Here is a 25635-nt window from a genome sequence, read left to right on the forward strand (position 1 = left end):
GGCTCCACTGTGCGGGGATCAGCCGGGCTGCATCTACAGCAGGCCGATGCGCGCTCTCCCTGCCCCCGCGGACGCGGCGGCAGTCAGGGAGGCGGCTCGACGACGACCTGCAGCATCTCGTTCACGTGGGCGGCGAAACGCTGGCCGTTAGCGCGGGCTTCGCCGTCGGTGTTGCATGCGACGGCGAGGACGAGGTCGCGCTCCGGGATGACGACCAGCCAGGCGAGGAAGCCGGGGCCCGCGCCGTCGTGCTCGAGGCTGCGCATGCCGAAGCGCGAGCGGTGGACGGGCCCGAGGCCGTGGCCGGTGGCCGTGTCGAGCTGCGTCATCGCGTGGAGCGGCGCGGCGGGATCGCCGGCGGCGTCGGCGAGGTGCCGGCCGAAGCGCACCATGTCGGGTGTGGAGGCCCAGAGCCCGGTGAAGGGCAGGGCGTAGCTGCTCGCGTACCAGCCGGGCGGGAGGAACGCGACGGCGCCCTCCCGCTCGACGCTGCCGTGGGCGGCGCCTTCCTGCAGCAGGGCAGGGCGGAAGGTCGCGTGCGGCAGCTCCTTCCCGGCGAGCCAGGGATCGAGTGCGTCGGGGAAGGTGCGGCCCTCCACCTTCTCGGTCACGGCAGCGAGGAGCGCGTAGCCCAGGTTCGAGTAGCGGTAGGTACCGGGTTCCGCCACCAGCTGCACCGACCACGCGCTGGCGAGCTTCGTGAGCAGGGCTGGATCGCCCCAGCTCGATCCGACGCGGCTCGGATCGAGCGAGGCCGGCTGGTGGGGCAGGCCCCCGCGGTGCTGAAGCAGCTGCCGGAGCGTGATCGAGCCGGCGTGGTCGGTGCCGGCCGCATCGACGAGCCGGACGCCGGGTAGGTGCTGCCGCACGCTGTCGTCCAGACCGAGGCGGCCTTCGTGAACCAGCGCCACCACCCGCGCAGCGGTGATCAGCTTGCTGACGCTCGCCTGGTTGAACCGCGTCTCGTCGGCTACCGCCGGTCCGCCGGCCCAGGCCTCGCCGGCGGTGATCGAGGATACCTCGCCGCCCGTCGAAACGGACAGGCTCGCCGCGGTGGCGAAGGGCGGCCGCGCCAACTGCGCCACCAACGCCTGCAGGCGTGCGGCTCGTCCGTCATCGAGGACTTCCACAGGCGCCGCGATCTGCTGCGGTGTACCGGTGGTGCTGCAGGCGGAAAGCAAGGCGAACAGGGCCGCCGCGAACGGTCTCATCGTGCCCGCATGCTGCGAAAACGGGCCATGGGTGGCAAGCCCGCCGGCCTGATCGCTTTCCCACACCGAGCAAGGGAACAGGCAGGCCCCCGCCCGACGTTCCATTCTCCGTCGTGGCCGGTCGGTGTAGATCGGCCGGATGGCGCCTCGCGCCTTCGGAAGGATGGATTCGATGAAGCGTCTTCTCGCTGCCGTGGCGATCGCCGTCTCGTTTGCCGGCTGCGCCAGCCACACCAGGGTCCCCGATGCGGATCGCATGCGCCTCGAGCGCTCGCTCCCGGGCCGCACCTTCTACCTGCGCCACGCCATGTACGTGGGCCCGTTCTGGAGCGACGCCGACAAGCGTTTCCTCTCCGACGGCGTCCCCGGCGAGATCCCGTGGGTGGTGAACCCAGCCGGCGTTCCCATCGAGCCCGGGCAGCCCACCGCCGTGATCCCGGCGGGCACCCGGGTGCGGATCCGCAAGCTCGAGCTCCCCACCGGCTACGACGTCACCACCCGCAACCCCTTCGGCCCCCGCTACAACCCCTGGCTCTTCGTCGACGTGGAGGGGCTGCCCCGCGATCCCGCGCCGGTGATCCTGCTCGGCAGGGACGTGCAGTCCTTCGACCAGGTGATGGCGGAGCTCGAGCGTTGGCTCTCCCCGGACGACCTCGGTCCCGCCCTCGCGCAGCTCTCGCCGGAGGTCCGCAAGGCGGTGAACGAGAAGCGCCTCGTCGAGGGCATGCCCGCAGAGGCGGTGGCGATGGCGTGGGGTTATCCCGAGCGGAAGAACCTCTCGCCCTCCGAGGAAGGGCGCCGCGAGGAGTGGATCTGGCCCTTCGACAAGCGCAAGGCGCTCATCGTCGGCGGCAGGCTGATTTCATGGGAAGGCGAGGGCGCGACACTTGCCTCGGAGTAGCCCCCTTGCGTTAACAAATCGTATACGCGTCTCATCGATCGCATGAGTGACGCACGTGATCCGAACCGCCGCCGACTGCTCGTGATCCTGGGTGCCGGCGCAGCCACCCTGGCAGGCGCGCCCATCGGCGCCTCGCTCCTCGCGCCGGTGCGCACCACCACCGTGCGCGAGGGCGAGGACTTCGTCGACGTCGGCGCCGTCGACGAGATCCTCGCCGGCCATCCGCTGCGGGTGACCATCCGCTCCGACCGCACCGACGCGTGGAGCACCTTCCGCAACGTCGAGCTGGGCTCGGCCTGGATCCTCAAGGGCGAGGACGGCAGCGTCACCGCCTTCTCGAGCGCCTGTCCCCACCTCGGCTGCTCGGTCGACTTCGTGGAGAAGAAGGGGTGCTTCGAGTGCCCCTGCCACGACGGCGTCTTCGGCAAGGCCGGCGAGAAGATCTCCGGCCCCTCGCCGCGGGATCTCGACAAGCTCCAGAGCCGGGTCGAGAACGGCCGCGTCCTGGTGCGCTTCGCGAAGGTGGTCGCGTGAAACCGATCGAATTCCTCGAGGAACGGACCGGCCTCCCCTCGGCGTTGCGGCGCTTCACCGAGGAGCCGCCACGGCTCTCCGCCCTGGGCGGCGTCCTCGTGGCGCTCTTCCTCGTGCAGTTCGCGACGGGATTCGCGCTCTCGCTCCACTACGCCCCCACCGCCACCGACGCCTGGGGCAGCGTCTGGTACGTGCAGAACCGCCTCGCCCTCGGCGCGCTGATCCGCTCGCTCCACCACTGGGGCACCTCGGCGATCGTGGTGGCGATGGGGCTGCACCTGCTCCTCACCGCGCTCGCCGGCAGCTACCGCAGGCCGAACGAGGTCCGGTGGTGGCTCTCGGTAGCGGCGCTCTTCGTGGTGCTCGGCTCGGCGATGACCGGCAACCCGCTCCCCTGGGATCAGGACGGCTACTGGGGCGCCCGGGTGGAGAGCGGGATCATGGCCAGCATGCCGGTGGTGGGGCCGGTGCTGCACGCTGCCTTCCTCGGCGGCAACGACCTCGGCAACCTGACCCTCACCCGCTTCTACGCGCTCCACGCGGTGGCGCTGCCGGCGCTCCTCCTCGGCATCGGCGCGCTGCAGTGGCACCTCGCCGGTCGCAACCGCCAGGCCTTCACCCGCGATCCCCTGCCGCTCGCGCTCCTCGGCGCCGCTGCTGCGGTGGGCGGGCTCGTGGTGCTCTCCATCGTCCTGCCCGTGGAGCTGGGGGCGCCCGCGGAGCCCGCCTCCTCCTACCAGGCGACGCCGGCCTGGTATTTCGTTCCGCTCAACCAGCTCGTCGCCCTCTTTCCCGCCTCCCTCGCCCTCCTCGGCACCGCGGTGATCCCCGGGGTGGCGGTGCTCTTCCTCCTCGCGCTCCCCTTCCTCGACCGCGGCAGCGCCACGGCACAGGCCTGGGCGCCGCGCCTTCCCTGGCTCAGCTGCATGGGCGCCGGTGGCCTCGGGCTCATCGGCCTCCTCGCCATGGGCCTGCGCCACGAGGCGGTGGACGAGACCCTGATCGCGGCGCAGGCCGCAGCAGCCGAGGACGCCGCCCGGGCGACCCTCATCGCCGAAGCGGGCCTGCCGCCGGAAGGTGCCGCGGTAATGCTCGCCCGGGATCCTCTCACCGCAGGCAAGAGGATCTATGCCCAGCAGTGCGCTCCCTGCCACCTGGTGGGCGGCGCCGGTACCGACGAGCCCAACGGCCCCGATCTCGCCGGCTACCTCTCCGCTCCCTGGCTCCGGGCCCTCGTCGAGCACCCGCGGGATCCGCGCTTCTTCGGCACCACCGAGATCGACGAGATGGATCCCTACGCCGAGGAGGATCCCGAGCAGCTCGCCCTCGTGGTCGCCTTCCTCCAGGGCCTGCGGGCCCACCCCGGCGTCGATCCCGACGAGCTGCCCGCGTCGCTCGCCGCAGGCCGCGCAGCCTGGGACGAGATGGGCTGCGAGTCCTGCCACGAGATCACGCCGGGGGTGGAGGGCGCCGCCCCGAACCTCGCCGGCTACGGGTCCGATGCGTGGCTCCGCGCCTTCCTTCGCGATCCGGGCTCGGACCTCTTCTACGGCGAGGGGAACGAGATGCCCTCCTTCGAGCCCCACGAGCTCTCCGACGAAGGCATCGAGGCGGTGATCACCTGGCTCCGCCGGCTCGAGCAGCGCGAGCTGGCACCTCCCCCCGCGCAGGTGGCGGCACACGAGCCCACAGACCCGACCTGACGAGCCGCTCAAGGTTTTCGCACGCCACCCGGGGCCTTATCCTCACCGCAGGCCAACTGGTGGCGCGGCCCCAAGGCCGCGCAAGGACGGGAGCGGTCGATGCGGCTGAGCAGCGAGAGTGGGGCGCCTGACGTTCATCTCAACCTCAACGTGCGGGGCCTCAAGCCCTCCGCGACGGTGGCGATCAACGAGCGCTCCGACGAGCTGCGGCGCGCAGGCCGCGAGATCTTCAAGCTCGGTCTGGGCCAGTCGCCCTTCCCGGTGCCGCAGCCCGTGGTCCGGGCGCTGCAGTCCCACGCCCACGAGAAGGACTACCTGCCGGCGCGCGGCCTGCGGTCGCTGCGGGAGGCGGTGGCGGGCTACCACCGGCGGGAGCAGGGGATCGAGGCGGAGGCCGACGGCGTGCTCATCGGCCCCGGCTCCAAGGAGCTGATGTTCCTCCTCCAGCTCGCCCACTACGGCGACCTGGTGATCCCCTCGCCGAGCTGGGTCTCCTACGCGCCGCAGGCCCACATCCTCGGGCGGCAGGTCCACTGGCTGACCACCAACGCGAAGGGGCGGTGGAAGGTCGGGGCCGATCAGCTCGATGCCTTCTGCTGCGAGGATCCGGACCGGCCCCGGATCCTGATCCTCAACTACCCCTCCAATCCCACCGGCGCGACCTACAGTGCGGACGAGCTGCGGGGGATCGCGCAGGTGGCGCGGCGCCACAAGGTCCTGCTCCTCTCCGACGAGATCTACGGCGCCACCCACCATGCAGGGGGGCACCTCTCCGTGGCCCGCTTCTATCCCGAGGGGACGATCGTCTCCTCCGGCCTCTCGAAGTGGTGCGGCGCCGGCGGCTGGCGGCTGGGGACCTTCCTCTTTCCGCGGCGCCTCGCCTGGCTCCAGGACGCGATGGCCGCCGTCGCCACCGAGACCTACACCTCGACCTCGGCGCCGATCCAGCACGCCGCGGTGAGCGCGTTCACGGGCGGCCCGGAGATCGAGGCGTATCTCGCCGGCTCGCGCCGCGTCCTCGCTGCGCTGGGCAACTGGTCGGTGGCGAAGATGCGCGAGGCGGGCATCGCCGTGCAGGAGCCGGAGGGCGGCTTCTACCTCTTCCCCGACTTCACGCCCCTCGAGGACAGGCTCCGCGGGCGCGGGATCCAGGGATCCCGGCCGCTCTGCGAGCGGCTGCTCCAGGAGACCGGCGTCGCCACGCTCCCCGGCGTCGACTTCGGCAGGCCGCGGCAGGAGCTCACCCTGCGCCTGGCCTACGTCGACTTCGACGGCGGTGTGGCGCTCGCAGGCGCGGAAGGCGGCGCGGCCCTCGACGAGCGCTGGCTGCGCGCCCATTGCGGCAGGGTGGTCACCGCGATCGAGCGGATCTGCGACTGGGTGCGGTAGCGCCGGCTCGCGACCGGGCACGAACCGGCGCCGGCGGATCGATCAGCGGCGGCGGGCCGCCTCGAGCTCCTCGGGCGTGGGCAGGCCCATCGCCTCGTTGGCGGTGACGAAGCCCCGCTTCTCCTCGGCCTTCTCCTCCTCCGCAGCAGCGAAGGCGGCGCCGATCCCCGGCACGTGCTTCATCACCTGCGCCAGGGAGACGCCGCTGATCCCTTCGACCACCGGCGGCAGCTGCGCCACGATGTTGGCCACGTCCTGGGTCACCTTCGAGGCACCGCCGCCCTCCCCGCCGGAGTTGATGACCACCATCTTCTCCATCTTCGACAGCGGCTCGGAGACCGCCTTCGCCAGCTCGGGGAGCATCGAAGTGAACATCTCCACCACGGCGGCGGCGTTGTAGCTCTGGAAGGCCTCCGCCTTCTTGCGCATCGCCTCCGCCTCGGCGAGGCCGCGCAGGCGCACCACCTCGGCCTCCGCCGAGCCGCGGGCCTTGATCGCCTCCGCGTCGGCGAGACCGGTGGCGCGCAGCACCTCGGCGTCGGCGAGACCCGAGGCCCGCGCAGCGGAGGCGCGCCCTTCCGCCTCGGCGGTGAGGCGGTATTTCTCCGCGTCGGCGTCCACCTGCGCGGCGTAGCGCCTGGCGTCCGCGGGCTTCTGCACCGTGGCCTCGAGCTCCTTCTGGGCCCGGAGGATCTCGCGCTCCTGCACCGAGATCAGCTGCTCCTTCTCCACCACGGCGACGGCGATCTCCTCCTTCTTCACCTCCTGCGCCTTCTTGAAGCGCGAGAGGTCGTAGGCGAGATCGGCCTCCGCCTTCTTCTGGTTCACGCTGGCCGTGAACTCCGCCTGCTTCGACTCGAAGTCGCGGCTCGCCAGCGCCACCTCGGTCTCCGCTGCGAAGCGGGCGACGTCGCCCTCCTTCTTCGCCGCCGCCGAGCGGATCGCCGCGTCGCGGTTGGCCTCCGCCTGGGCGATCTCCGCCTGGGCGTGGGCCATCGACTCCTTCACCGCGGCGTCGCGCTTCACCTCGGCGAGGCGCGGCTTGCCGAGGGCGTCGAGGTAGCCGTTGGCGTCGGAGATGTCCCGCAGGGTGAAGGAGACGATGCGCAGGCCCATGTGCGCCATGTCGGGCGCGGCCACCTCCTGCACCTTCTGCGCGAAGGCCTCGCGGTTCTTGTAGATGTCCTCGACGTTCATGGTGCCGAGGATGGCGCGGAGGTGACCTTCCACCGTCTGCAGCGCCACGTTCATGATCTCGTTGCGCCCGCGTCCGAGAAACTGCTCGGCGGCGGTGGCGATGGCGACGTTGGTGGAGTCGACCTTGATCTGCGCGATGCCGTCGACGCGGATGGGGATGCCGAGCTCGGTGACCACCTCGGGCGTGTGCACGTGGATGGTCATCACCTCGAGGGAGAGGATGTCCGCCTTCTGGATCGCCGGCCAGACGAAGGCGCCGCCGCCCACCTGGATCTTGAAACCAAGGGATTTGGTCGGATCGATGGTCCGATTCCGCACCAGGCCCGAGATGATCAGCGCCTCGTTGGGCCCGACCTTCTTGTAGCGGGAGAGCAGCGCCAGGGTGACGGCGACGAGGAAGATCAGGATACCGAGGGCGGCTACGAGCAGCTCGCCTCCGAATGGCAAGGACATCTCTATCTCCTGTAGCTCGAGCAATCAGTCGCGAAAGGCGTCGGCGAGGAGCGGCGCGAGGGCGCGCTCCGCTGCGGGCTGCACCACGAAGGTCGACTCGTCGGCGCGGACGATTCGCACCGCGGCGCCGCGGGGGATGGAAGCGCCGTCCCAGGACCGGGCCGGTGCGGTGGAGCGGGTGCCGCCGACGAGGAAGGCCACCTCGCCCACGCCGCCGGTCGGGATCCCCACGGTGAGTTCGCCGCTGCTGCCTGCGAGGGCCTGCCGCCGCTGCGCGCTCCCGGTCTCGCCTGCCTGCAGCAGCTTCACCGTGCCCCAGGCGACGCCGAGGCCGAGGGCTGCGGCGCCGACGAGCGAGGCGGGCACGTGGACGAACGGGCTCTCCACCCCGAGCCCGCCGACCAGGCCGTAGCCGGTGGCGCCGAAGCCGGTGAGGTAGCCGGCAATCGCCGTGGGGGAGAAGAGGGGCAGCGAGAGATCGGCCTGCGGGTCGGCGATCGCCTCGCCGTGGCCCGTGCCGTTGCCCCCTGCGCCGAAGGACCCGCCGACGTGGAGGTCGCCGTGGGCAGCGTCGTGGCCCCCAGCCTGGCCGAGGATCAGGTTGATCACCGACCAGCCGAGACCGACCAATCCGCAGAGCAGGTAGATGCTGGGCATGCCCGGCCTCGACGCGAACGAGGGCGGAGTCGGGGCGCTGGCGAGCAGGTATCCCCCCGAATCCTGCCACGTGGAAGGCCACGGTAGCGGGGGCCGGATCGGGGGTCAATCGAGCCGGCGCTTCCTTCCCCCCACGCCGGCCGAGCCGTGGCTCGGGCGTGGCTTGTCTGCTGCGGCGGCCCGTCTGCACCGTATCCGTACGACGGTCTTTCGTGGGGGTATGCGGTGAACACGCTGGTTCGCAATTGGTGGGCGATCGCACTCCGTGGCGCGGTGGCGATCCTCTTCGGTCTCCTGCTCCTCTTCCTGCCGGGGATCAGCCTGGGCTTCCTCATCCTGCTCTTCGGCTCGTTCGCCATCGTGGATGGCGTCTTCACCCTGATCTCTGCGGTGCGCAGCGCGAGGGCCCACGAACGGTGGGGCTCGCTGGCGCTGGTGGGCGTCACCGGCATCGTCGTCGGCCTCTTCGCCTGGATGTGGCCCGCGGTCACCGCCGCGGCGCTCGCCTTCCTCATCGGCGCCTGGGCCTTCATCACCGGTGTGCTCGAGATCGTCGCCTCGGTGAAGCTGCGCAAGCAGATCACCGGCGAGTTCTGGCTCGGGCTCTCGGGGGCGCTCTCGGTGCTCTTCGCGATCCTCGTCTTCGCCAACCCGGCTGCGGGCGCGCTCGCCGTGGTCTGGCTCATCGGCCTCTACGCCGTGCTCTTCGGGGCGTCGCTCATCGGCCTGTCGCTGCGGCTGCGCTCCCTCGGCCATGCCCGCGAGCGCCGCCACGTGACGGTCTGAAAGGCGGGGAGGTCGCCGTTCTTCGCCGAGCGGGACCTCCCCGTGCGGGTGGAAGCACCTTTCCCCACCGGGCTGGTTGAATGCGGCCGGGACGCTGGACGTCACCGGCTGCTCACCTGCCACGGAGGGGAACGATGAAGCGCTTCGCTCTTTTGGGGATCGTCGCTGCGCTGGTGGTCGGAGGGGCGGCCTGCTCCTCGACGCCGGAGCCGCCGGGCAACCACGTGCGCGACGAGCTCGCCGGCGCGCCGGACTGGGTGCGCAAAGGCTGTGTCGCCTTCTGGGACGACGAGGACGATCGGAAGATCTGCGGCGTCGGCTCCGCAGGCGGCACCCGCAACGCCGGCCTCGCCAGGAGCGGCGCCGTCGCCAGGGCGCGGACCGAGATCGCGCGGACGCTGCAGGTGCAGGTCGAGTCGATGCTCAAGGACTACCAGGCGACCACCACCGGCGGGCAGGACTTCGGCAACGCCGCCGCCGACGATCAGCACCTCGTCGACGTGGGCCGGCAGATCACCGACATGACGCTCTCGGGCACGGAGATGATCGACTCCTGGATCTCGGACAGCGGCACCTTCTACGCGATCGTCGCCCTCGACACCGAGCGCTTCAAGGACGCGGTCAGCAAGATGCAGAACCTCTCGGACAGCGTGCGCCGCGCGGTGATCGAGAGGGCCGACGAGGCCTTCCGCGATCTCGACGAGCAGCTCGACAAGCGCCGGGAGCGGTAGCCGGCGCTTGCACTTCGCGCCCCCGGTCGTGAATGATGCCTGCACACCAAGGCCCGGCTGGGGGGGACGATGAAGCGTCATCTGTGGGGGGCGGCCGTGGCTGCCCTGCTGATCGGTGCGGTTGCGTGCGGCGAGGATGAGGACGAACGCGCAGGCGACACCGCCGGCTGCACCATCGACAATTGCCGGGCGATGACGACGAGCTGCGGGGCTATCCTGCCCGGCGAGCCAGCGGGCTATTGTTACGGTACCCCGGGCATGCCGGAAGAGTACGATCCCACCTGGTGCGTGGAAAGTTGCAACAAGCTCGGGCGGGGGGAGAGCGTTGCGTGCTTCGCGGCGCAGGCCGCTCGGTGCGACGAACTCCGGGGGGAGTCCGCCCCTGCGCCAGACGACCTCGCCGAGATCATCTCGGCGTGCGCTGAACCTCTGCCGAGCCCTGACGCGACCTGCTCGCAGCGCTGCACCGACGAGCGCCAGGCGTGCCTCGAAACGTGCTCCCGCTCGAGCTGGGAAGCGTGTACGCCCTGCGCCCACGAGTGCTTTCTTGCCGAGCATCTCTGCAGGGAGCGTTGCGAGTGATCGAGATCCGAGACGCCGCCCCATTGGATTACGCCGCGTTCGCCCGCTTGTTTCCGGCGCTCGGGCCCGAGTTCGCGGTGCCGGACGAGGCACAGTGGCAGGGCGGGATGTTCGCCGACGCGATCGTCGCCGAGGATGGGCAGGGCGTCGCCGGCTACGTGCTCGGCGTGCCCTTCGGCACCGTCGGCCACGTGAGCCAGCTCGTGGTCGACGAAGGACGCAGGCGGGCCGGCCTCGGCAGGCGGTTGATGGCGGCGATGGGGGAGCGGCTGCGGGCGCGCGGCTGCACCAGCTGGCAGCTCAACGTGAAACGCGAGAACGTCGCCGCCTGCCGGCTCTACGAGGGCCTGGGCTTTCGCCACGCGAGCACCTGCTCGTGGATCACGCTCACGTCGGCGATCGTCGAGACGCTGCCCGCGGCGGCGGTGCAGGCGCGGCCGATCGATCCGGCGGACGACGCCGCGATCGACCGCGCCTTCGGGCTCCGCGAGGGCAACATGGCCTGGGGCCGGACCTTTGCAGGCAACGTGCTGCACGAGGTGGTGGACGCCGCCGGCGTGCGGCAGGGCTTCGGCATCTACATGCAGGGCACGCGCTTCGTCGTCCTGCTGCGGCTGCTGCGCCCCGACCTGCTCCGCCCGCTGCTCGCCTCCTTCGGCGCCGGTGCGACCGAGGATGTGCGCGTGGCAGTCGAGGAGAACGACGAGTTGCGCGACGTGCTGCTCGCGCGCGGCGGGCGCCTCGACCTCGAGACCGATCGCCTGGTGGCGCCGCTGGCCGGAGCTGCACGGTGATCCGGGTGCGCGCCGCCCTGGCGGAGGATTACGGCGCCTTTGCCCAGCTGGTGCCCGAGCTCGGAGCCGGCGGTCCGGTGCCCGGCGAGACGCACTGGGCGACGGACCTCGCAAAGCAGAGCCTCGTCGCCGAGTCGAACGGTTCGGTCGTCGGCTACCTCGTCGGCGGCACGGCGGGGCGCTGTGGCCAGGTGCACCAGCTCGTCGTCGATCCGCAGCAGCGTCGCCAGGGCATCGCGCAGCTGCTCCTCGCCGCCTTCGCCGGCAGGCTGCGCGAGGCTGGGTGCACCAGCTGGCAGCTCAACGTCGAGGGGCACAACGCCGCGGCTCGTGCGCTCTACGAGCGGAGCGGGTTTCGGCTGCAGCGTCGCAGCGATTGGGTGGAAGTGCAGGCAGAGGCGCTCACCGACCTGCCCCGCGATGCCACGCTCGTCGGCAGGCTGGTGACACCGGCAGAAGACGAAGCCATCGAAGCGCGTTTCGACCTGCCCGTCGCTGCGATGCGCTGGTTCCGGACGATCGGCGGTGCGGCCCTCGTCGCCGTCGACGCCCGGGACGAGGCACGCAGCTTTGGCGTCTGGTTGCAGGAAAAGCGCCTCGTGCGGCCATTGCGGCTCGACCGTGCGGCAGCACTGCCTGCGCTCCTCGCTCCGGTGGCACCTGCCGGCACGATCACGCTCGTGCTCGAGGAAGGCCTGCCCGAGCTGATCGAGGCGCTCCATGCCGCAGGCGGCACGACCGTGATGCAGGAGTATCGGTACGTCGGCGAGCTGCCTACCGCGCCTCCGGCAGCGACTTGATCCCGAGCCGCTTCAGCTCGGCGTCGATGCGCCCGGTCAGCACGTACCAGGCCATCACGTGATCGGCCCACAACGAGAGGAGCGGGTGCCGGAAGGTGGCGGGCCGGTTCTTCTCGACGAAAAGGTGCGAGAGCCAGGCGGCGCCGTAGGCGATCACGGGGCAGGCGAGGGCCAGCTCCGGCTTGCGGGCCACGAGGGCAGCGCCCAGCCACGAGAGGTAGGCGACGGTCCCGAGGGTGTGGATCGCTCGGGTCGCGTGGCGTCGGTGCTCGCCCAGGTACCAGGGCCAGAACTCGGCGAAGGTCGGGTCGGCGGGAAGCTGCATCGGGCTCTTCTACCACGGCCACGAGCGGCGGATTTCCCGCCCGTATTCATCTGCGAATACGGAGAGTCGGGGCGCCGGGTGGGGCAGCGCACGCTGGGCGGGCTATGGTTCGAGCGGTCGTTCGCTGGAGGTTCTTCGATGTTCGGTCGTCTGCTCGCCTGCTTCTCCTTCTTCGCGCTCGTGGCCCTCGCGGCACCAGCACCGGCAACCGGCACGGGTGGGGTCGGGGGCGCCGGCGGCGTCGCCAGCAACCCCTGCCAGCAGTCGAGCGACTGTCCCGCCGGGCAGCTCTGCTCGGCCGAGGTCGATCCGAGCTGGCCCGCGGGCTCGAGCGGCTATTGCTACGAGCGGCAGTGCACCGTCGACGCCGACTGCGGTCCCGCCGCCGCATGCGACGCGGCGCAGGGATTGTGTCGGGACCGCACCTGCGTCACCGACGCCGACTGTCCCAGTGGGCAGGCATGCATGGAGGTGCACAGCGGTACCGGGGGCACGGGCGGTACCGGCGGCACCGGCGGCGTGGGCGGCACCGGGGGGAGCGCCCGGATCTGCGTGGTGCCGCAGTGCCGGACCGATGCCGACTGCACCGCGGCGGAGTACTGCGACGCCAGCTGGCTGAGCTGCATCCCGCGCAGCTGCACCTCGCAGGCCGACTGCCCCGCGCCTTCGCGCTGCATCCTTTCCGGGAGCGGCACCGGGGGCTCCGGCGGAGCGGCAGGTGCAGGCGGGGCCGGTGGTGTCGGTGGTGTCGGTGGGGCCGGTGGGGCCGGTGGTGTGGGTGGGGCCGGCGGCGATGGCGGCAACGTCGGCGGGAGCGGCGGCGGCGTTGGCGGCTCCTACGGCTATTGCGCGATGCTCGAGTGCACCACCGACGCCGAATGCGGCGGGCGCGGCGACGGCCGCTGGAGCTGCATCGAGGGCGGATGCGCGTTGCCTGCCTGCACCAGCGACAGCGAATGCCTCTCGGACGAGCGCTGCGCCGCGGGCGCCTGCTACCCGGTGACGCCGTGCACCACACAGGCCGACTGCCCCGCCGGCACCACCTGCATGGACGGCGGCTATTGCATCGACACCTGCGCCGGAATGGGCGGCTGCGGCGGCTCCGGCACCGGGGGCGCCGGCGGGAGCGGCGGCACGGGCGGGAGCAACGCCGGCGCCGGCGGCTCCGGCAGCTTCGACGAGGACGGCGAGGAGGAGGACGGCGAAGGTGGCGGCTGCAGCAGCGCCGCCGCACCTGCCTCGCTGCTCGGCCTCGCCCTGGTGGCCCGGGCCTTCCGCCGCCGCTGAAGGCACACGAACGAGAAAGGCCCGCCGCCGCATCAGAGCGGGGCGGGCCTTTTACACGTGCGACCCGGGATCAGCGCGGCCGCGGCGCCTGCTGGGTACCGCCCGACGTGGAGCCCGAGGTCGAACCGGAGGGCTTGGTGCCGGTGGAGCCCGAGGGCTTCGAGGTCGAGCTGCTCCTGCCGCCGATCTGCGCCTTGATCTGGTCGAAGCCGCCCACGAGCTCGCTCTTGCCGGAGCTCTTGCCGCTCGTGCGGATCTTGCCGCTGAGCGTCTGGGCGCGCTCCCCCGGCGCCGGATGCGAGGCGAAGAACTGCTCGAAGGCGTTCGGGTTGCCGCCCGACATCCGCTGGAGCTTCTTGAAGAAGGCGGGCATCGCCGCAGGGTCGTAGCCGGCGCGGGTGAAGAACGCGAAGCCCTCGTTGTCCGCCTCGCGCTCCGCGTCGCGGGAGTGGCGGGACATGTAGCCCTGTGCGGCGATGCCGGCTGCGAGCTGCGAGATCATCCCGGGGTTCTGGCCCAGGGCGAGGGAGGCGAGGGTCTGCAGGCCGAACTGCGCGCCGAGGGCCCGCGCCGCGTGGCGCTCGGTGACGTGGCCGACCTCGTGGCCGAGCACCGAGGCGAGCTCCGCCTCGCTGTCCGCCGCCTTGATCAGGCCGGAGTAGATGTAGATGTGCCCGCCCGGCAGGGCGAAGGCGTTCACCTGGTTTGGATTGTCGATGACGGTGAAGTTGTACTTGATGCCGGCGCGGCGGTCCTTGCCGGCGGCGTTGACGATCTTCTGCCCGACCTGATCGACGTAGCGCTGCACCGCGTCGTTCTTGAGGATCTTCTCCTCCTTGTTCACCTCGGCGGCGAGCTGGTTGCCGAGCTTCACCTCCTCGGAGGTGGGGAGGAGGGCCTCGCCAAGGGCGGTGGTCCCCGCGTCCGCGGTCTTCTGCACGCCGGAACAGCCGGCCATGGCGACGGCGATCAACAGGCTGGATAGCAAACGACGCATTCTCGTCTCCTGGAGCGGCACGTTGCTGCACGTAGCTGGAAAGCCCCATCCAATGCGCACGACCCTCGGGTCGCGGCAACCGCAATTTCTCCAAACGTTGACGGTCGATTGCCCCGAAAGCTTCACGGCCGTAGGATGCGCGCCCCCGTGAAGCTCTCCGCCGTACAGGGCCAGCCCCGCGCCATCCGCCAGCTCGAGGCGGCACTCCGCAACCGACGCGTCCACCACGCCTGGCTCTTCGCCGGTCCGCCTGGGGTGGGGAAGGAGATGGCTGCGCGCGCCTTCGCCGCCGCCCTCCTCTGCGCGGAGGGCGGCGAGGAACCTGCCGCGGAGGCCTGCGGCAGCTGCGACGCCTGCCAGCGGGTGGCCCGCGGCGTCCACCCCGACTTCGTGGTGGTGATGCCGGAGGCCGAGGCGGTCCACCGCAAGCTGCTCGCCCGCGAGGACCTGCCGAAGAGCCCGTCCCGGGACCTCAAGATCGACCAGATCCGCCAGGTGGAGTCACAGCTCGTCCACGCGCCGCTCGTGGGCAGGCGCCGGGTGGTGCTCCTGCTCCGGGCCGATTCGCTCAACGCCGCGGCGCAGAACGCCTTCCTGAAGACGCTGGAGGAGCCGCCGGAGGGGACGCACCTCGTCCTGGTCGCCGACGCGGCGGACGGGCTCTTGCCCACGATCCGCTCCCGCTGCGTGCGCGTGCCCTTCGTGCCCCTGCCGATCGACTTCGTCGCTGCCCGGGTCCGGGAGGAGAAGGGGGTCGACGAGGAGACCGCCCGGCTCTGCGCCGCCCTCGCCGGCGGCTCGCTGGGGGAGGCGCTCGCCGTCTCCGCCGATTCGCTGGCGGACCGGGTCCGGATCCTCGAGGCGCTCGAGGCCCTCGCCCCCACCGACCTCCGCCCGCTCCTCGGCCTCGCCGAGACGATCGCGGGCAGCGGCAGGGAGGCGACCGAGCTCCGCCTCGACGTGATCGCGCTCTTCTACCGGGACGTGGCCCTCGCCGCGGAAGGGCTCCCCGACGACGCCCTCGCCAACCGCGACCTGGCGCCCCTCGTCCGCAAGGCAGCAGCCCGCGGCGCCGAGCAGGCGCTGGGCAGGGTGCGCCTCGCTGGCAAGGCGAAGGACGCGCTCCGCCGCCACGCCAGCGCCCGCCTCGCGGTGGAGCAGATGCTCCTCGCGATGATCGTGCCGGAGGAGATCTCGTGAGCGCAGCGATCGACGCGATCCTCGCCGACGCCAAGGCGGGGAAGGCGAAGCCCGTCTACCTCTTCCACGGAGAGGAGTTTCTCGCCCGCAAGGCCGCCGAGGATCTGGTCGACGTACTGGTGCCCCCGTCGCAGCGGGACTTCAACCTCGCGCAGCTCGAGGCCGCCGCCTCGCCGGGCGACGTGGCCCGGGACCTCGCCACCGTGCCCATGTTCCGCGGCACCAAGGTGGTCTGGCTCCGGGATCCGGAGTTCCTCGCGCCGCGCCGGGCGGCGAAGAGCGATCAGCTCGCCCGGCTCCGGGAGCTCTGGGAGCAGGGCCGGGACAAGGAGGCGACGCGGCGGCTCCTCGCCCTGGCGCAGAAGGCGGGGCTCGAGCTCGCCTCGGCCACGCCTGCGCAGTGGGAGAGCGAGGCGGGCTTGAGCCCCTCCGCGGAGGACCTGGCCTTCTGTGCTGCCGCCGCCTCCTTCGCGCAGGAGAACGGGATCACGCCGCCCTCCAACGACGTGGCGGAGCTCGAGCGCCTCCTCGCCCGCGGCATCCCGCCGGGCAACCACCTCGTCGTCTCGGCGGTGGCCCTGGACGGCAGGCTCGGCCTCTTCAAGAAGCTCAAAGAGGCGGGCGACGAGATCTCCTTCAAGACCAGCGGCAGGGAGAAGCGCGACCTCGGTGCGCTCGCCGCCGAGGTGCTGGCGCCGCTGGGCAAGCGGGCGTCCCACGGCGCGCTCGCCCGGCTCGACGCGCTGGTGGGCGCCGACCAGGTGCGGCTCCTTCACATGGAGCTGGAGAAGGTGGCGCTCTTCGTCGGCGATCGGCAGCAGATCGAGGCGGAGGACGTCGACGCGGTGGTGGAGCGCTCCCACGACGTCGAGTTCCTGCTTACCAACTCGCTGGAGAAGCGGAGCCTCGCCGGCGCCCTCGAGGGGCTCGCGCAGATCCTCGAAGCGGGCGGCGGCCTGCCGCAGGTGACCGCGTCGATCGGCACCTGCATCCGCCAGCTCCTCGCTGCGCGGGAGGCGACGAAGGCCACCGGCGGCAGGATCCCCGGCTTCGGCGGGGCGGCGCAGGCGTGGGTGCAGGCCTACAACGAGGCGGGCCTGAAGATGGGCAATCCCAACGCCGCGAAGTTCAAGGCGGAGGCCGCCTCCCGCTTCTCCCGGCAGGAGCTGGTGCGGGCGCTCCACAAGGCAGCCGCCCTCGACCTGCAGGTCAAGAGCGGCGGTGGCCGCCTCGACGTCGAGCGGCTCCTCTGGGAGATCTGCGGCGTCCGCGGCTGATCACTCGAGGCGGCAGTTGGCGCTGCAGCCGTCGCCGTCCGCGGTGTTCCCGTCGTCGCACTGCTCCTCGCCCTCGCGGACGATGCCGTCACCGCAGCGGGCCTGGGTGCAGGCGTTGGTGCAGCCGTCGGTGTCGACCGCGTTGGCGTCGTCGCACTGCTCGTCGACGTGGTTGATCAGGCCATCGCTGCATTTGGTGCAGTCCGCCCTGCAGTCCCGCGGGCCGCCGGTGCCGTTGACGCCCTCGCCGTCGTCGCAGCCTTCGTAGCCGGTGACCTTGCCGTCGCCGCAGATGACGATGATGCACTCGACGCACTCGTCGGTGGCGTCGGCGTTGCCGTCGTCGCACTCCTCGTCGTCCTGGTTGACCTCGCCGTCACCGCAGACCGGGGGCAGGGTCGTGCCGCCGCTCCCGCCGCTCCCGCCGCTGCCGCCGGCGCCGCCGCTCCCGGCCTCCCCGCCGCCGGCACCACCGGCACCCCCTTCACCTGCAGCGCCGCCGGCACCACCCGGCGCGCCGGCGCCGCTCCCGTCGTCGGAGCCGCAGGCGACGAGGAGCAAGAGAGCGACGCCAATGACGATCAGGCAGCGAGCTGCGCCCACCAGGAACCTCCGGGTGAAGGGAAAGCGCACATCGTGGCCGGGGGGCGGCCCCGTGTGGAATTCCCCGAACGGGTAGGTGTTCTCCTGAATCGGCGTCCCTGGCGGCTGGCCACGGGCAGCGGTCCGGGCGCCGTTCCGGGCCGGTTCCGCAGGGAATTCGGCTTTGACCCCACCTGGCCGTCGCGGTAAGGGACCCGCTTTTCCGAGCGGTCCCCTTGCGCCTTGCCGACCGCCCGCGATGGAGGAGCCGTGGCAAAGAAGATCCTCGTCACCAGCGCCTTGCCCTATGCCAACGGTCCCGCCCACCTCGGCCACCTGGTCGAATACCTGCAGACCGACATCTGGGTGCGCTTCCTCAAGCTGAGCGGCCAGGACGCCACCTACGTCTGCGCCTCGGATACCCACGGCGCGCCGATCGAGATCAACGCGGCGAAGAACGGCATGGCGCCCGACGCCTTCGTGGCGCAGTGGCGGGAGAAGCAGCTCGAGGCCTTCCGGGAGTTCCTGATCGGCTTCGACACCTTCTACACCACGCACTCGCCGGAGAACCGTCGCTGGGCCGAGGAGATCTTCCGGCGTCTGCAGGCCGGCGGCCACATCGAGGAGAAGCCCCTCGAGCAGTGGTTCTGCGAGCACGACGTCCGCTTCCTGCCCGACCGCTTCGTGAAGGGCACCTGCCCGAATTGCGGCGCTGCGGACCAGTACGGCGACGTCTGCGAGGTCTGCAACAAGGCCTACGCCTCCACCGAGCTCAAAGACCCGTACTGCTCGCTCTGCAGGAACCCGCCGGTCCGCAGGACCTCGCGGCACTTCTTCTTCAAGCTCGACCACTTCAAGGATTTCCTCGCCGACTTCACCTCCCGCGAAGGCGTGCTCCATCCCTCGATCCGCAACTCGATCAAGGGCTGGCTCGAGGGCGGCCTGCAGGATTGGTGCGTCTCCCGCGACGGCCCCTACTTCGGCTTCGAGATCCCCGGGGCGCCGGGCAAATACTTCTACGTCTGGCTCGACGCGCCGATCGGCTACCTCTCCTCCACCGAGCACCTGGTGGGAGAGGAGCGGGCCCTCGCCGACTTCTGGAACAAGGACGCCGACAGCCGGATCGTCCACTTCATCGGCAAGGACATCGTCTACTTCCACGCCCTCTTCTGGCCGGCGATGCTCCACGCAGCGGGCCTGCACGTGCCGGACAAGATCCAGGTCCACGGCATGCTCACCCTCGGCGGCGAGAAGCTCTCCAAGAGCCGCGGCCGCCTGGTCACCGCCCGCGAATACCTCGACGCCGGCCTCGATCCCGAGGCGCTGCGCTGGTTCTACGCCTCCAACCTCGGCGCCGGGCCCTACGACGTGCCGCTCGCCAAGGAGGAGATCAAGAACCGGGTCAACGCGGAGCTGGTGAAGACGCTGGCCAACTTCGTGGCCCGCTCGCTCACGCCGCTGAAGAAGGACTTCCCCAACGTCGGCATCCCCTCGGACGATCCGGCCTCGCGGGAGCTCTGGGCCCGGGTGCTCGAGCACTCCGGCAAGATCCACCAGGCCTACGAGGCGGTGGAGCTCCGGGAGGCGACGCAGGCGCTGGTGCAGCTCGGCTTCGAGGCGAACAAATACCTGCAGGACCGGGCGCCGTGGACCAAGCGGAAGCAGGGCGACGTGGAGGGCGCGCACCGCGACCTCGCCCTCTGCGCCAACGTGGCGTACGTCATCGGCACCTGGCTGACGCCGATCCTCCCGCGCTCGTCGGTGCGGCTCGCCGAGATGCTCGGCGGCGCCACCTTCGATCCGGCGAAGATCGCCGCTGGGGCGGATTGGCTGGTGGCCTCCGACACGGTGCTGGGCGAGCTCTCGCACCTCGCGACGCCGATCGACGACGCGAAGCTGGACGCCCTCTGGCCGGAGCCCGGGGCGGAAGCCACGCCGGCGGTGCCGCCGGTGAAGAAGCAGCCGCAGATCGAGAAGGTGGCGCCAGCGGAGAAGAAGGTGGCAGCGCCTGCGCCCGAGGGGATCATCAGCTTCGACGACTTCGTGAAGGTGGAGCTCCGCGTCGGCCACGTGCTCGCCGCGGAGCGCGTGCCCAAGGCCGACAAGCTGCTCAAGCTCACCATCGACGTGGGTGAGGAGGCGCCGCGGACCATCGCCGCCGGCATCGCCGAGCACTACGAGCCCGAGGCGCTCCCCGGCAAGTACGTGGTGGTGGTGGCGAACCTCGCGCCGCGCACCATCCGCGGGATCGAGAGCCGCGGCATGCTGCTCGCCGGCGGCGGCGACACCGGCAAGGTGGTCCTCGCCGAGGTCCCAGGCGTCGCCCCCGGCTCGCGGGTGAAGTGATGGAGATCGTCGAGCGACTCGAAGACGAGCGGCCCAAGGTGCGGGCGGAGGCGGCGGCGGATCTGGTCGAGCTCTGCCGCGCCGACCCGGAGGCGCGGGAGCGCTTCGGCATGCGCTTCCTCACCCTGCTGAGCGACGAGTCGCCGGCGGTCCGCGGGCAGGCGGTGGTGGGGGCGATCGTCTGCGACGACGAGCTCGCCCACGTCGATCGGGTGGCGCGGCTCCTCGAGGATCCCTCGCCGGGCGTGCGCCTCCAGGTGATCCACACGCTGGGGCCGCTGGGCCTTCCCGAGGTGGCGGAGGCGCTGGTCCCGCGCCTCCGCGACGAGGATCTGCGGGTGCGGACCACCGCAGCTTCGGCGCTGGCCTTCGGCGGCGACGCCCGCGGCCTCGACGTGCTGGTGGAGGCGCTGGAGAAGCGGGCGACCCGCGAGGAGGCGCTGCACGCCCTTCGGCAGATCGCTGCTGCGGACGAACGGGGTGCGGTGGCGGAGGCGGTGCGCCGGATCTTCGGCGGGCTCTTCACTTCGCGCTTCGAGCGGGTGGCAGCAGCGGGCGTCCTCGCCGCCCTCGGCGACGCTGGCGGGAGGACCCATCTGGTGGAGCGCACCGGGAAGACGGGTATGGATCGTCCCCTGGCGATGGAACTCTGCGGCGAGCTGGGGATCGCCGAGGCGGAGCCGCTCCTCGTGCAGGCTGCAGCCGACCGCAAGGATACGCTGCGCGGCACGGCGCTGCGCGCCCTCGCGTCGATGCAGGCCGCTTCCGCCTTCCCCTCCTGCAGCGACGTGCTCCTCGACGAATCCGAGGACGTCGATGTGCGCAGCGACGCGGCGGAGGGGCTGCTCCTCCTCGGCACCGCCGCGGCGGAGGGCGTGCTCCTCCAGGCCCGCGAGCAGATCCGCGACCAGCGGGTGGGACGGGTGGTGCAGGCCTGCCTCGCGCTGTGGGGCAAGCCCCAGCGCGAGATCCGGCTCTACCTGCCCCTCTCCGGCGACGAGCTGCACGGCGACTGACGCAGCCTGCCCGCCCGGGCGGTAGGCAGCCCCCGCCTGCACGGCAATCGTGCGCCTCGGGTCTTTGCCTGCAGGGGGAGCGGCATGCGCGCGATGGTGCTGGAGCGCTTCGGCGATCCGGAGGTGTTGCAGCTGAAGGAGATCGACCGGCCGTCTCCGGCGCCGGGGGAGCTGCTGGTGCGGGTGATCGCCTCCGGCACCAACCCCGTCGACGCCAAGGTGCGGGCTGCCGGGAGCTGGGCGGGGATCACGCTGCCGGCGGTGATCGGCTACGACGCCTCCGGGGTCGTGGAGGCGGTGGGCCCCGGGGCCGGGGATTTCCGGCCCGGCGACGAGGTCTTCTTCACCCCCGAGATCTTCGGCAACGAGCACGGCACCTACGCCGACTACACGGTGGTGCAGGCTTCGATCGTCGCCCGCAAGCCGCCGTCGATCTCCCACGTCGAGGCGGCGGCGGTGCCGCTCGCAGGCGGGACCGCCTGGGAGGCGATCGTCCGCAGGATGCAGGTGCAGCCCGGGGAGACGGTGCTGATCCACGGCGGCGCCGGCGGGGTGGGGACCTTCGCCGTGCAGATCGCCCGGGCCGCAGGCGCGCGGGTGATCGCCACCGCCTCCGGGGGAAACCTCGACACCCTGCGGCAGCTCGGCGCCGACGCTGCGATCGACTACACGAAGTACGACGTCTTCGAGGCGGCGCTCGAGGCGACCGGCGGCGCAGGCGTGGACGCGGTGCTCGATCTGGTCGGCGGCGACGTCACCCCGGACAGCTGCCAGGTGACCCGGCCCTTCGGGCGCATCGCCTTCATCCTCGGGCCCGTGGGCGATCTCTCCGCCGCCTACCAGAAGAACATCACCCTGCACGGCGTCTTCCTCCACCGGGAGCGGCGGCGCCTCGAGGAGCTCTCGCGGCTGCTCGAGCGCAAGCAGCTCGTGCCGGTGATCGACGAGGTGCTGCCCCTCGATCAGATCGCGAAGGCCCACCGGCGCCTCGACTCCGGCCACGGCAGGGGCAAGGTGATCCTCGAGGTGGCGCGGTAGGGCAGGGCGCGCTATTGGGCGGGACCATGGAGCTCATCGACGCGCACGCGCACCTCGACGCCAGCCAGTACGAAGCCGACCGGAACGAGGTGATCGCCAGGGCCCGCGCCGCCGGGATCACGAAGATGATCGCCGTGGGCCAGTGGCACGCCCCCGGCGACTTCGGCGGCGCCCACGCCCTCGCCGCGCGCTACCCCGACCTCTTCCACGCCACCGTCGGCATCCATCCCCACGAGGTGGCGAAGGTGCCTGCTGCGGATTGGGAGAAGCTCGAGGAGCTCGCGGCGCTGCCCGAGACGATGGCGGTGGGCGAGACCGGCCTCGACTACCACTACGACTACTCGCCGCGGGAGGAGCAGCGGCGGTGGTTCCGCCACCAGCTCGACCTGGCGAAGCGCCTGGGCAAGCCGGTGGTGGTCCACACCCGCGAGGCGGACGACGACACGGTGATGATTCTCCGCGAGGCGTCGCCCGAGGCCGGCGTGATCCACTGCTTCACCGGCGGGCCGGAGCGGGCGCGGGCCTACCTCGATCTCGGCCTGCACATCTCGGTGGCCGGCGTGCTCACCTTCAAGAACGCCGACGATCTCCGGGAGGCGGTGCGGATCGTTCCCCTCGACCGGCTGCTCATCGAGACCGATTGCCCCTACCTCGCGCCGATCCCCTTCCGCGGCAAGCGCAACGAGCCGGCGTACGTGCGCCACGTCGCCGAGAAGGTGGCAGAGGTGAAGGGCCTCTCCGTGGAAGAGGTGGCCGCCGCCACCGCGGAGAACACCCGCCGCTTCTTCCGGCTGGCGTAGCTGGCGGGTGGTTACGGCGGCGGTCCCGCTCCGGCGATAAATCCCCTCCTCGAACCTATTTCCCGGGAGGGGGATGCGGCGGTGGATGCTCGCGCTCTGCGTCTCGTTGCTTGCAGCCTGTGATTCGTCGAACGGTGGGGGAGGGGGCGCCGGCGACGACGGCCGCTGTGTCACCCAGGACGAGTGCAGCCTGCCGACGCCGCTCTTTGCCGAAGGGCGCTGCGTGGCCTGCACCGAGACCGCGCATTGCACCGCCGAGCGGCCCTTCTGCCTGGAAGGCGCCTGCTGGGGCCGCGACTGCCAGGACGACGCCGGTTGCAGCGAGGAGAAGCCGATCTGCGACCTCGGCATCTGCGTCGCCTGCGCCGGCAACCGCGACTGCGACGCGGGTGAAGTCTGCAGCGCGGCGGGCAGCTGCGGTCCCTGCACTGCCGACGGACAGTGCGACGCGGGGCAGATCTGCGAAGGGGGCAGCTGCGTCGAGATGCAGCCGCTGGCGGACGTCGTCTTCGTGGTCGACCGCTCCGGTTCGATGCAGATCTGCGCGGCGGGCGGTGCAGGGGAGGGGAGCTGCGACTCCGATGGCGACGGCAGCCTCGACGCCACGGGCGCGAGCCGCTGGGGCGTGGTGCGGGCGGTCCTCGCCGACACCTCCTGGATGGCGCCCGCGCAGAAGGTCGGCCTCGTGGTCGCCGGGGTCGGCGGCGACGACGCCAGCTGCGGTGCACCTGCGCTCTTCGTCTCGCCGGGCAGCAGCCCCGACGCCCTCGCCGCCGAGCTGCTGGGCGCCGCGGGCAGCGAGACGCGGGTGGTGCTGGTCACCGACGGCCCGATGAATTGCAACGTCGATCACGCGATGCCCTGCACCTGCGCCAGCGAGTACGGCTGTCCCAGCGCCGACGGCGGCGCCCCGATCGCCTTCCGCGAGGAAGGGAACCTCCTCGACGGCCGCTTCTGCCTCGACGCGGATGCCGGCGTCGAGGCGGTGCAGCAGCTCCGCGCGGGCGGCGTGCGCACGGCGGTGGTGTCGGTGACCGCCACTGACGACGCGCTCGCAGGGATGGGCTGGGTCGCTGCAGCGGGCGGCCTCGTCTCCGGGCATCCCTCGGGGATCCACCTGGCCGGCGACGAGGCGAGCCTCCTCCAGGCGGTGCAGGACGTCCTCAGCGCCGAGTAGCCGCGGCGTGTGAACCGAGCACGTCGAAGCTCGCCAGCGGGTAGGCCTGGCCGTTGACGAGCACCTCGATCCGGTGGCGGCCCGGGTAGTGCTTCCGGGTCGTCATCTCGGCGAATGAAACCGTCCCCGCGAGGTGGGCCGTCTCGAGCGGCCCGAGGCCAACGCGCCGCAGCTTGAAGACCTTCCGCCTGCTGGCGCCCCGTGCGCCGACGAAGTGGACGGCGAAGTCGACGAGCAGCTCCTGCGCGGTGCGCCCCGTGCTGGTGAGCTCGAAGGAGAAGCGCAGCTCCTCCCCGAGGCGGACCTGGCGAGGCGTGAGTGTGGGGCTGCCGATCTCGACCTGCGGCGCGCCACCGAATCCCAGCGCCTCGAGCGTCTGCGGATCCCCCTTCTTGACCAGGGAGCGGAGCGCGTGGCCCACGATCCAGCGGCGGCCCGCCGGCGCATCCTCCAGCCAGCGCCGACAGATCTCGGTCACCAACGCCGGGTGGTCCTTGCCGATGTCGTTCAGGTTGTTGGCGACGGAGCGCTGCACGTAGCGCTCGGGGTCGTCCTTCAGCAGCTCGAGCAGCTCGACCACCGGTGTCGGATCGGCCTGGTAGGCTCGCAGCCGCCGCGCCCAGGGGAGGCGGGGGCGGGTCCCCTCGGAGACGAGCCGGCGCACGTGCACGTTCTCGTCGGTGGCCCAGATCCGGAGGCGCTCCAGGGTGGGGCCCGGGTACCTCTCGAGGAAGGCCCGGATGCTGAACTCGGCGGTGAAGCGCTTCGTGAGTTGGTATTGCACCGCCATCGCCTCCTCGAAGTGGTCGACGCCGTATTTCTCCACGAAGCAGCCGTGGGGCAGGTAGCGCAGGGTCGACGTGCCGGAGAGCTCGCGCTGCGGCAGCTCCGCGCCCAGGGACGCGCCGAGCACCTCCGCCGCCAGCGGGAAGGGCTGGGGCAGGTGGCGGTGCATCGCCGCCGCGATCTGCCACGCGCGCGCTTTGAGCTCGAGCGCGTCGAGGCCGGCGAGGCAGTCGGCGGCGAAGGCGGCGCGATCGAGCGCCGGCCAGACGCGGTGCAGGTCGTCGGCGATCGCGCGAGCGGCGCCTGCGTCGAGGATGTCCTTGAGGTTCGTGGGCATTGCGCTGCTCCTCGGATCGCGGACGCTCAAGCACCCTCGACGAAGCGCTCGGTGATCCTGCCGCCGAAGCGTCCGACCAGCTGCTCCGCGATGTCGGAGAGCGCCTGATCGAATGCCGTCTTCATCGCGGGCAGGTCTTCGGCATCGTAGTGCTGCTCCCAGGTGAACGCCGTTCCTCCTGCGGTGGGTTGCACGAGGACGAGGGTGAGATCGCCGGTGATCCCGAAGGCGTTCGGCTCCTCGGCGCTCGTGGCGTAGCCGGTGCCGGCAGCGTACCAGCGCACCTCCTCGCGGAGGGACGAGCTGCCCTCGTCCGGAGCGGCGGGGCGGAAGTGGCAGATGCGCTCGTCCCCGGTGGCGCTCGCTTCGACGCGCTCGAGACCGGCGCTGTACTCCGGAAGGCGGGTGTGGTCGCCCACCAGGGCCCATACCGTGGCGACATCCGCCTCGAGGTGGACCCGGATCCGGTTGCGCAGCGGGCTGGAGGTGAAGGCAGCGGCTGCCGGAACTTCCGCTGCGTCGGCGCGGGTTGGGCCGGGATGTACGGCGGTCGCGCAGCCTGCGGTGAGGAGCACGGGAACGACAGACAGGGCGAGGAGCGGGGCGTGTCGGGAGCGGATCGGTTTCATCTCGTCGGTCTCCATTCGCCGAGCGGCGCTCGCTGCGCCGCCGGAGCCCTTTTCCCTAGCTCCGATCCATGACAGTTTCTGTCGCCATATGTCGCGTGCG

25 protein-coding genes are annotated in these 25635 nt (G+C 71.6%); 17 read left to right on the forward strand and 8 right to left on the reverse strand.

The genetic code is table 11. From position 1 onward, the window contains the following. Positions 1-83: 83 nt before the first annotated feature. Positions 84-1211, reverse strand: a complete 1128-nt coding sequence (locus tag ACESMR_RS15300; protein ID WP_373047965.1) for a serine hydrolase domain-containing protein — start codon at positions 1209-1211, stop codon at positions 84-86. A 172-nt stretch (positions 1212-1383) separates the two neighbouring features. On the opposite strand from ACESMR_RS15300, the gene ACESMR_RS15305 reads away from it, so the two are divergent. The 4 genes from ACESMR_RS15305 to ACESMR_RS15320 all read left to right on the forward strand — a co-directional run bounded on the left by ACESMR_RS15305 (position 1384) and on the right by ACESMR_RS15320 (position 5738). Further along, positions 1384-2112, forward strand: a complete 729-nt coding sequence (locus ACESMR_RS15305; protein ID WP_373047966.1) for a hypothetical protein — start codon at positions 1384-1386, stop codon at positions 2110-2112. 42 nt (positions 2113-2154) lie between these two features. Next, positions 2155-2646, forward strand: coding sequence for a ubiquinol-cytochrome c reductase iron-sulfur subunit (locus tag ACESMR_RS15310; protein WP_373047967.1), 492 nt, complete (start codon positions 2155-2157; stop codon positions 2644-2646). Further along, positions 2643-4349: a cytochrome b N-terminal domain-containing protein gene (locus tag ACESMR_RS15315; RefSeq protein ID WP_373047968.1), complete on the forward strand. Its 1707-nt coding sequence runs from the start codon at positions 2643-2645 to the stop codon at positions 4347-4349. Before ACESMR_RS15310 ends, ACESMR_RS15315 begins: the two co-directional genes overlap by 4 nt. A 99-nt stretch (positions 4350-4448) precedes the next feature. Then, complete coding sequence (locus ACESMR_RS15320; RefSeq protein ID WP_373047969.1) at positions 4449-5738, forward strand: pyridoxal phosphate-dependent aminotransferase; 1290 nt, start codon at positions 4449-4451, stop codon at positions 5736-5738. Positions 5739-5780: 42 nt separating this feature from the next. Here ACESMR_RS15320 and ACESMR_RS15325 read toward each other — a convergent pair whose 3' ends face one another. Further along, entirely contained in the window at positions 5781-7388 is a 1608-nt protein-coding gene (locus ACESMR_RS15325; RefSeq protein ID WP_373047970.1) for a flotillin family protein, read from the reverse strand. 24 nt (positions 7389-7412) lie between these two features. Further along, complete coding sequence (locus ACESMR_RS15330; protein ID WP_373047971.1) at positions 7413-8045, reverse strand: NfeD family protein; 633 nt, start codon at positions 8043-8045, stop codon at positions 7413-7415. Between the two features lie 225 nt (positions 8046-8270). Between ACESMR_RS15330 and ACESMR_RS15335 the strand changes: the two genes are divergently transcribed. From ACESMR_RS15335 to ACESMR_RS15355, 5 genes are all read left to right on the forward strand, one after another. Next, positions 8271-8831, forward strand: a complete 561-nt coding sequence (locus ACESMR_RS15335) for an HdeD family acid-resistance protein (protein ID WP_373047972.1) — start codon at positions 8271-8273, stop codon at positions 8829-8831. Positions 8832-8965: 134 nt separating this feature from the next. Continuing rightward, positions 8966-9562 (forward strand): LPP20 family lipoprotein, encoded by a 597-nt coding sequence (locus ACESMR_RS15340; protein ID WP_373047973.1) that lies wholly within the window; start codon positions 8966-8968, stop codon positions 9560-9562. 69 nt (positions 9563-9631) lie between these two features. Then, on the forward strand, positions 9632-10144 hold the full coding sequence (locus ACESMR_RS15345) for a hypothetical protein (protein ID WP_373047974.1): 513 nt from the start codon (positions 9632-9634) through the stop codon (positions 10142-10144). Further along, positions 10141-10938 (forward strand): GNAT family N-acetyltransferase, encoded by a 798-nt coding sequence (locus ACESMR_RS15350; protein WP_373047975.1) that lies wholly within the window; start codon positions 10141-10143, stop codon positions 10936-10938. The genes ACESMR_RS15345 and ACESMR_RS15350 overlap by 4 nt, the downstream gene beginning before the upstream one ends. Beyond that, the gene (locus ACESMR_RS15355) at positions 10935-11738 is read left to right on the forward strand and encodes a GNAT family N-acetyltransferase (protein ID WP_373047976.1); all 804 of its coding nucleotides are present in this window, start codon (positions 10935-10937) and stop codon (positions 11736-11738) included. Before ACESMR_RS15350 ends, ACESMR_RS15355 begins: the two co-directional genes overlap by 4 nt. Here the strand turns inward: ACESMR_RS15355 and ACESMR_RS15360 are convergent. Next, entirely contained in the window at positions 11713-12063 is a 351-nt protein-coding gene (locus ACESMR_RS15360; protein ID WP_373047977.1) for an Mpo1-like protein, read from the reverse strand. The two genes, ACESMR_RS15355 and ACESMR_RS15360, sit on opposite strands and share 26 nt — an antisense overlap. Before the next feature lie 138 nt (positions 12064-12201). Here ACESMR_RS15360 and ACESMR_RS15365 point away from each other — a divergent pair, with 138 nt between their 5' ends. Beyond that, positions 12202-13350 (forward strand): hypothetical protein, encoded by a 1149-nt coding sequence (locus ACESMR_RS15365; protein WP_373047978.1) that lies wholly within the window; start codon positions 12202-12204, stop codon positions 13348-13350. A 70-nt stretch (positions 13351-13420) separates the two neighbouring features. On the opposite strand, the gene ACESMR_RS15370 is transcribed toward ACESMR_RS15365, so the two are convergent. Beyond that, complete coding sequence (locus tag ACESMR_RS15370) at positions 13421-14347, reverse strand: M48 family metallopeptidase (RefSeq protein ID WP_373047979.1); 927 nt, start codon at positions 14345-14347, stop codon at positions 13421-13423. 147 nt (positions 14348-14494) lie between these two features. Here ACESMR_RS15370 and holB point away from each other — a divergent pair, with 147 nt between their 5' ends. Together holB and holA are read left to right on the forward strand one after the other, a co-directional pair. Then, a complete protein-coding gene (gene holB, locus ACESMR_RS15375) occupies positions 14495-15547 on the forward strand; it encodes a DNA polymerase III subunit delta' (protein WP_373047980.1) in 1053 nt (350 codons plus the stop codon). Continuing rightward, complete coding sequence (gene holA / locus ACESMR_RS15380; protein ID WP_373047981.1) at positions 15544-16824, forward strand: DNA polymerase III subunit delta; 1281 nt, start codon at positions 15544-15546, stop codon at positions 16822-16824. The genes holB and holA overlap by 4 nt, the downstream gene beginning before the upstream one ends. Here holA and ACESMR_RS15385 read toward each other — a convergent pair whose 3' ends face one another. Beyond that, complete coding sequence (locus ACESMR_RS15385) at positions 16825-17427, reverse strand: DUF4215 domain-containing protein (RefSeq protein ID WP_373047982.1); 603 nt, start codon at positions 17425-17427, stop codon at positions 16825-16827. It lies immediately after the preceding gene. A 249-nt stretch (positions 17428-17676) separates the two neighbouring features. Here ACESMR_RS15385 and metG point away from each other — a divergent pair, with 249 nt between their 5' ends. The 5 genes from metG to ACESMR_RS15410 all read left to right on the forward strand — a co-directional run bounded on the left by metG (position 17677) and on the right by ACESMR_RS15410 (position 23783). Further along, on the forward strand, positions 17677-19752 hold the full coding sequence (gene metG / locus ACESMR_RS15390; protein ID WP_373047983.1) for a methionine--tRNA ligase: 2076 nt from the start codon (positions 17677-17679) through the stop codon (positions 19750-19752). Beyond that, positions 19752-20768, forward strand: coding sequence for a HEAT repeat domain-containing protein (locus ACESMR_RS15395; RefSeq protein WP_373047984.1), 1017 nt, complete (start codon positions 19752-19754; stop codon positions 20766-20768). Before metG ends, ACESMR_RS15395 begins: the two co-directional genes overlap by 1 nt. 84 nt (positions 20769-20852) lie before the next feature. Beyond that, positions 20853-21806, forward strand: a complete 954-nt coding sequence (locus ACESMR_RS15400) for a zinc-dependent alcohol dehydrogenase family protein (RefSeq protein WP_373047985.1) — start codon at positions 20853-20855, stop codon at positions 21804-21806. Positions 21807-21832: 26 nt separating this feature from the next. After that, positions 21833-22606: a TatD family hydrolase gene (locus ACESMR_RS15405; protein WP_373047986.1), complete on the forward strand. Its 774-nt coding sequence runs from the start codon at positions 21833-21835 to the stop codon at positions 22604-22606. 73 nt (positions 22607-22679) lie between these two features. After that, positions 22680-23783, forward strand: coding sequence for a hypothetical protein (locus tag ACESMR_RS15410; protein WP_373047987.1), 1104 nt, complete (start codon positions 22680-22682; stop codon positions 23781-23783). Here ACESMR_RS15410 and ACESMR_RS15415 read toward each other — a convergent pair. Further along, a complete protein-coding gene (locus tag ACESMR_RS15415) occupies positions 23770-24906 on the reverse strand; it encodes a DNA alkylation repair protein (protein WP_373047988.1) in 1137 nt (378 codons plus the stop codon). The two genes, ACESMR_RS15410 and ACESMR_RS15415, sit on opposite strands and share 14 nt — an antisense overlap. A 26-nt stretch (positions 24907-24932) precedes the next feature. Beyond that, positions 24933-25535, reverse strand: a complete 603-nt coding sequence (locus ACESMR_RS15420) for an SRPBCC family protein (protein ID WP_373047989.1) — start codon at positions 25533-25535, stop codon at positions 24933-24935. Positions 25536-25635 lie beyond the last annotated feature (100 nt).

This window comes from Vulgatibacter sp. (assembly GCF_041687135.1).
GTDB lineage: Bacteria > Myxococcota > Myxococcia > Myxococcales > Vulgatibacteraceae > JAWLCN01.

Excerpts from the sequence above, each read along its gene's own strand:
- ACESMR_RS15300 (WP_373047965.1), bottom strand. The coding sequence starts at position 1,211 with ATGAGACCGTTCGCGGCGGCCCTGTTCGCCTTGCTTTCCGCCTGCAGC.
- ACESMR_RS15305 (WP_373047966.1), top strand. The coding sequence starts at position 1,384 with ATGAAGCGTCTTCTCGCTGCCGTGGCGATCGCCGTCTCGTTTGCCGGC.
- ACESMR_RS15310 (WP_373047967.1), top strand. The coding sequence starts at position 2,155 with ATGAGTGACGCACGTGATCCGAACCGCCGCCGACTGCTCGTGATCCTG.
- ACESMR_RS15320 (WP_373047969.1), top strand. The coding sequence starts at position 4,449 with ATGCGGCTGAGCAGCGAGAGTGGGGCGCCTGACGTTCATCTCAACCTC.
- ACESMR_RS15325 (WP_373047970.1), bottom strand. The coding sequence starts at position 7,388 with ATGTCCTTGCCATTCGGAGGCGAGCTGCTCGTAGCCGCCCTCGGTATC.
- ACESMR_RS15330 (WP_373047971.1), bottom strand. The coding sequence starts at position 8,045 with ATGCCCAGCATCTACCTGCTCTGCGGATTGGTCGGTCTCGGCTGGTCG.
- ACESMR_RS15340 (WP_373047973.1), top strand. The coding sequence starts at position 8,966 with ATGAAGCGCTTCGCTCTTTTGGGGATCGTCGCTGCGCTGGTGGTCGGA.
- ACESMR_RS15345 (WP_373047974.1), top strand. The coding sequence starts at position 9,632 with ATGAAGCGTCATCTGTGGGGGGCGGCCGTGGCTGCCCTGCTGATCGGT.
- ACESMR_RS15360 (WP_373047977.1), bottom strand. The coding sequence starts at position 12,063 with ATGCAGCTTCCCGCCGACCCGACCTTCGCCGAGTTCTGGCCCTGGTAC.
- ACESMR_RS15365 (WP_373047978.1), top strand. The coding sequence starts at position 12,202 with ATGTTCGGTCGTCTGCTCGCCTGCTTCTCCTTCTTCGCGCTCGTGGCC.
- ACESMR_RS15370 (WP_373047979.1), bottom strand. The coding sequence starts at position 14,347 with ATGCGTCGTTTGCTATCCAGCCTGTTGATCGCCGTCGCCATGGCCGGC.
- ACESMR_RS15395 (WP_373047984.1), top strand. The coding sequence starts at position 19,752 with ATGGAGATCGTCGAGCGACTCGAAGACGAGCGGCCCAAGGTGCGGGCG.
- ACESMR_RS15400 (WP_373047985.1), top strand. The coding sequence starts at position 20,853 with ATGCGCGCGATGGTGCTGGAGCGCTTCGGCGATCCGGAGGTGTTGCAG.
- ACESMR_RS15405 (WP_373047986.1), top strand. The coding sequence starts at position 21,833 with ATGGAGCTCATCGACGCGCACGCGCACCTCGACGCCAGCCAGTACGAA.
- ACESMR_RS15410 (WP_373047987.1), top strand. The coding sequence starts at position 22,680 with ATGCGGCGGTGGATGCTCGCGCTCTGCGTCTCGTTGCTTGCAGCCTGT.
- ACESMR_RS15415 (WP_373047988.1), bottom strand. The coding sequence starts at position 24,906 with ATGCCCACGAACCTCAAGGACATCCTCGACGCAGGCGCCGCTCGCGCG.
- ACESMR_RS15420 (WP_373047989.1), bottom strand. The coding sequence starts at position 25,535 with ATGAAACCGATCCGCTCCCGACACGCCCCGCTCCTCGCCCTGTCTGTC.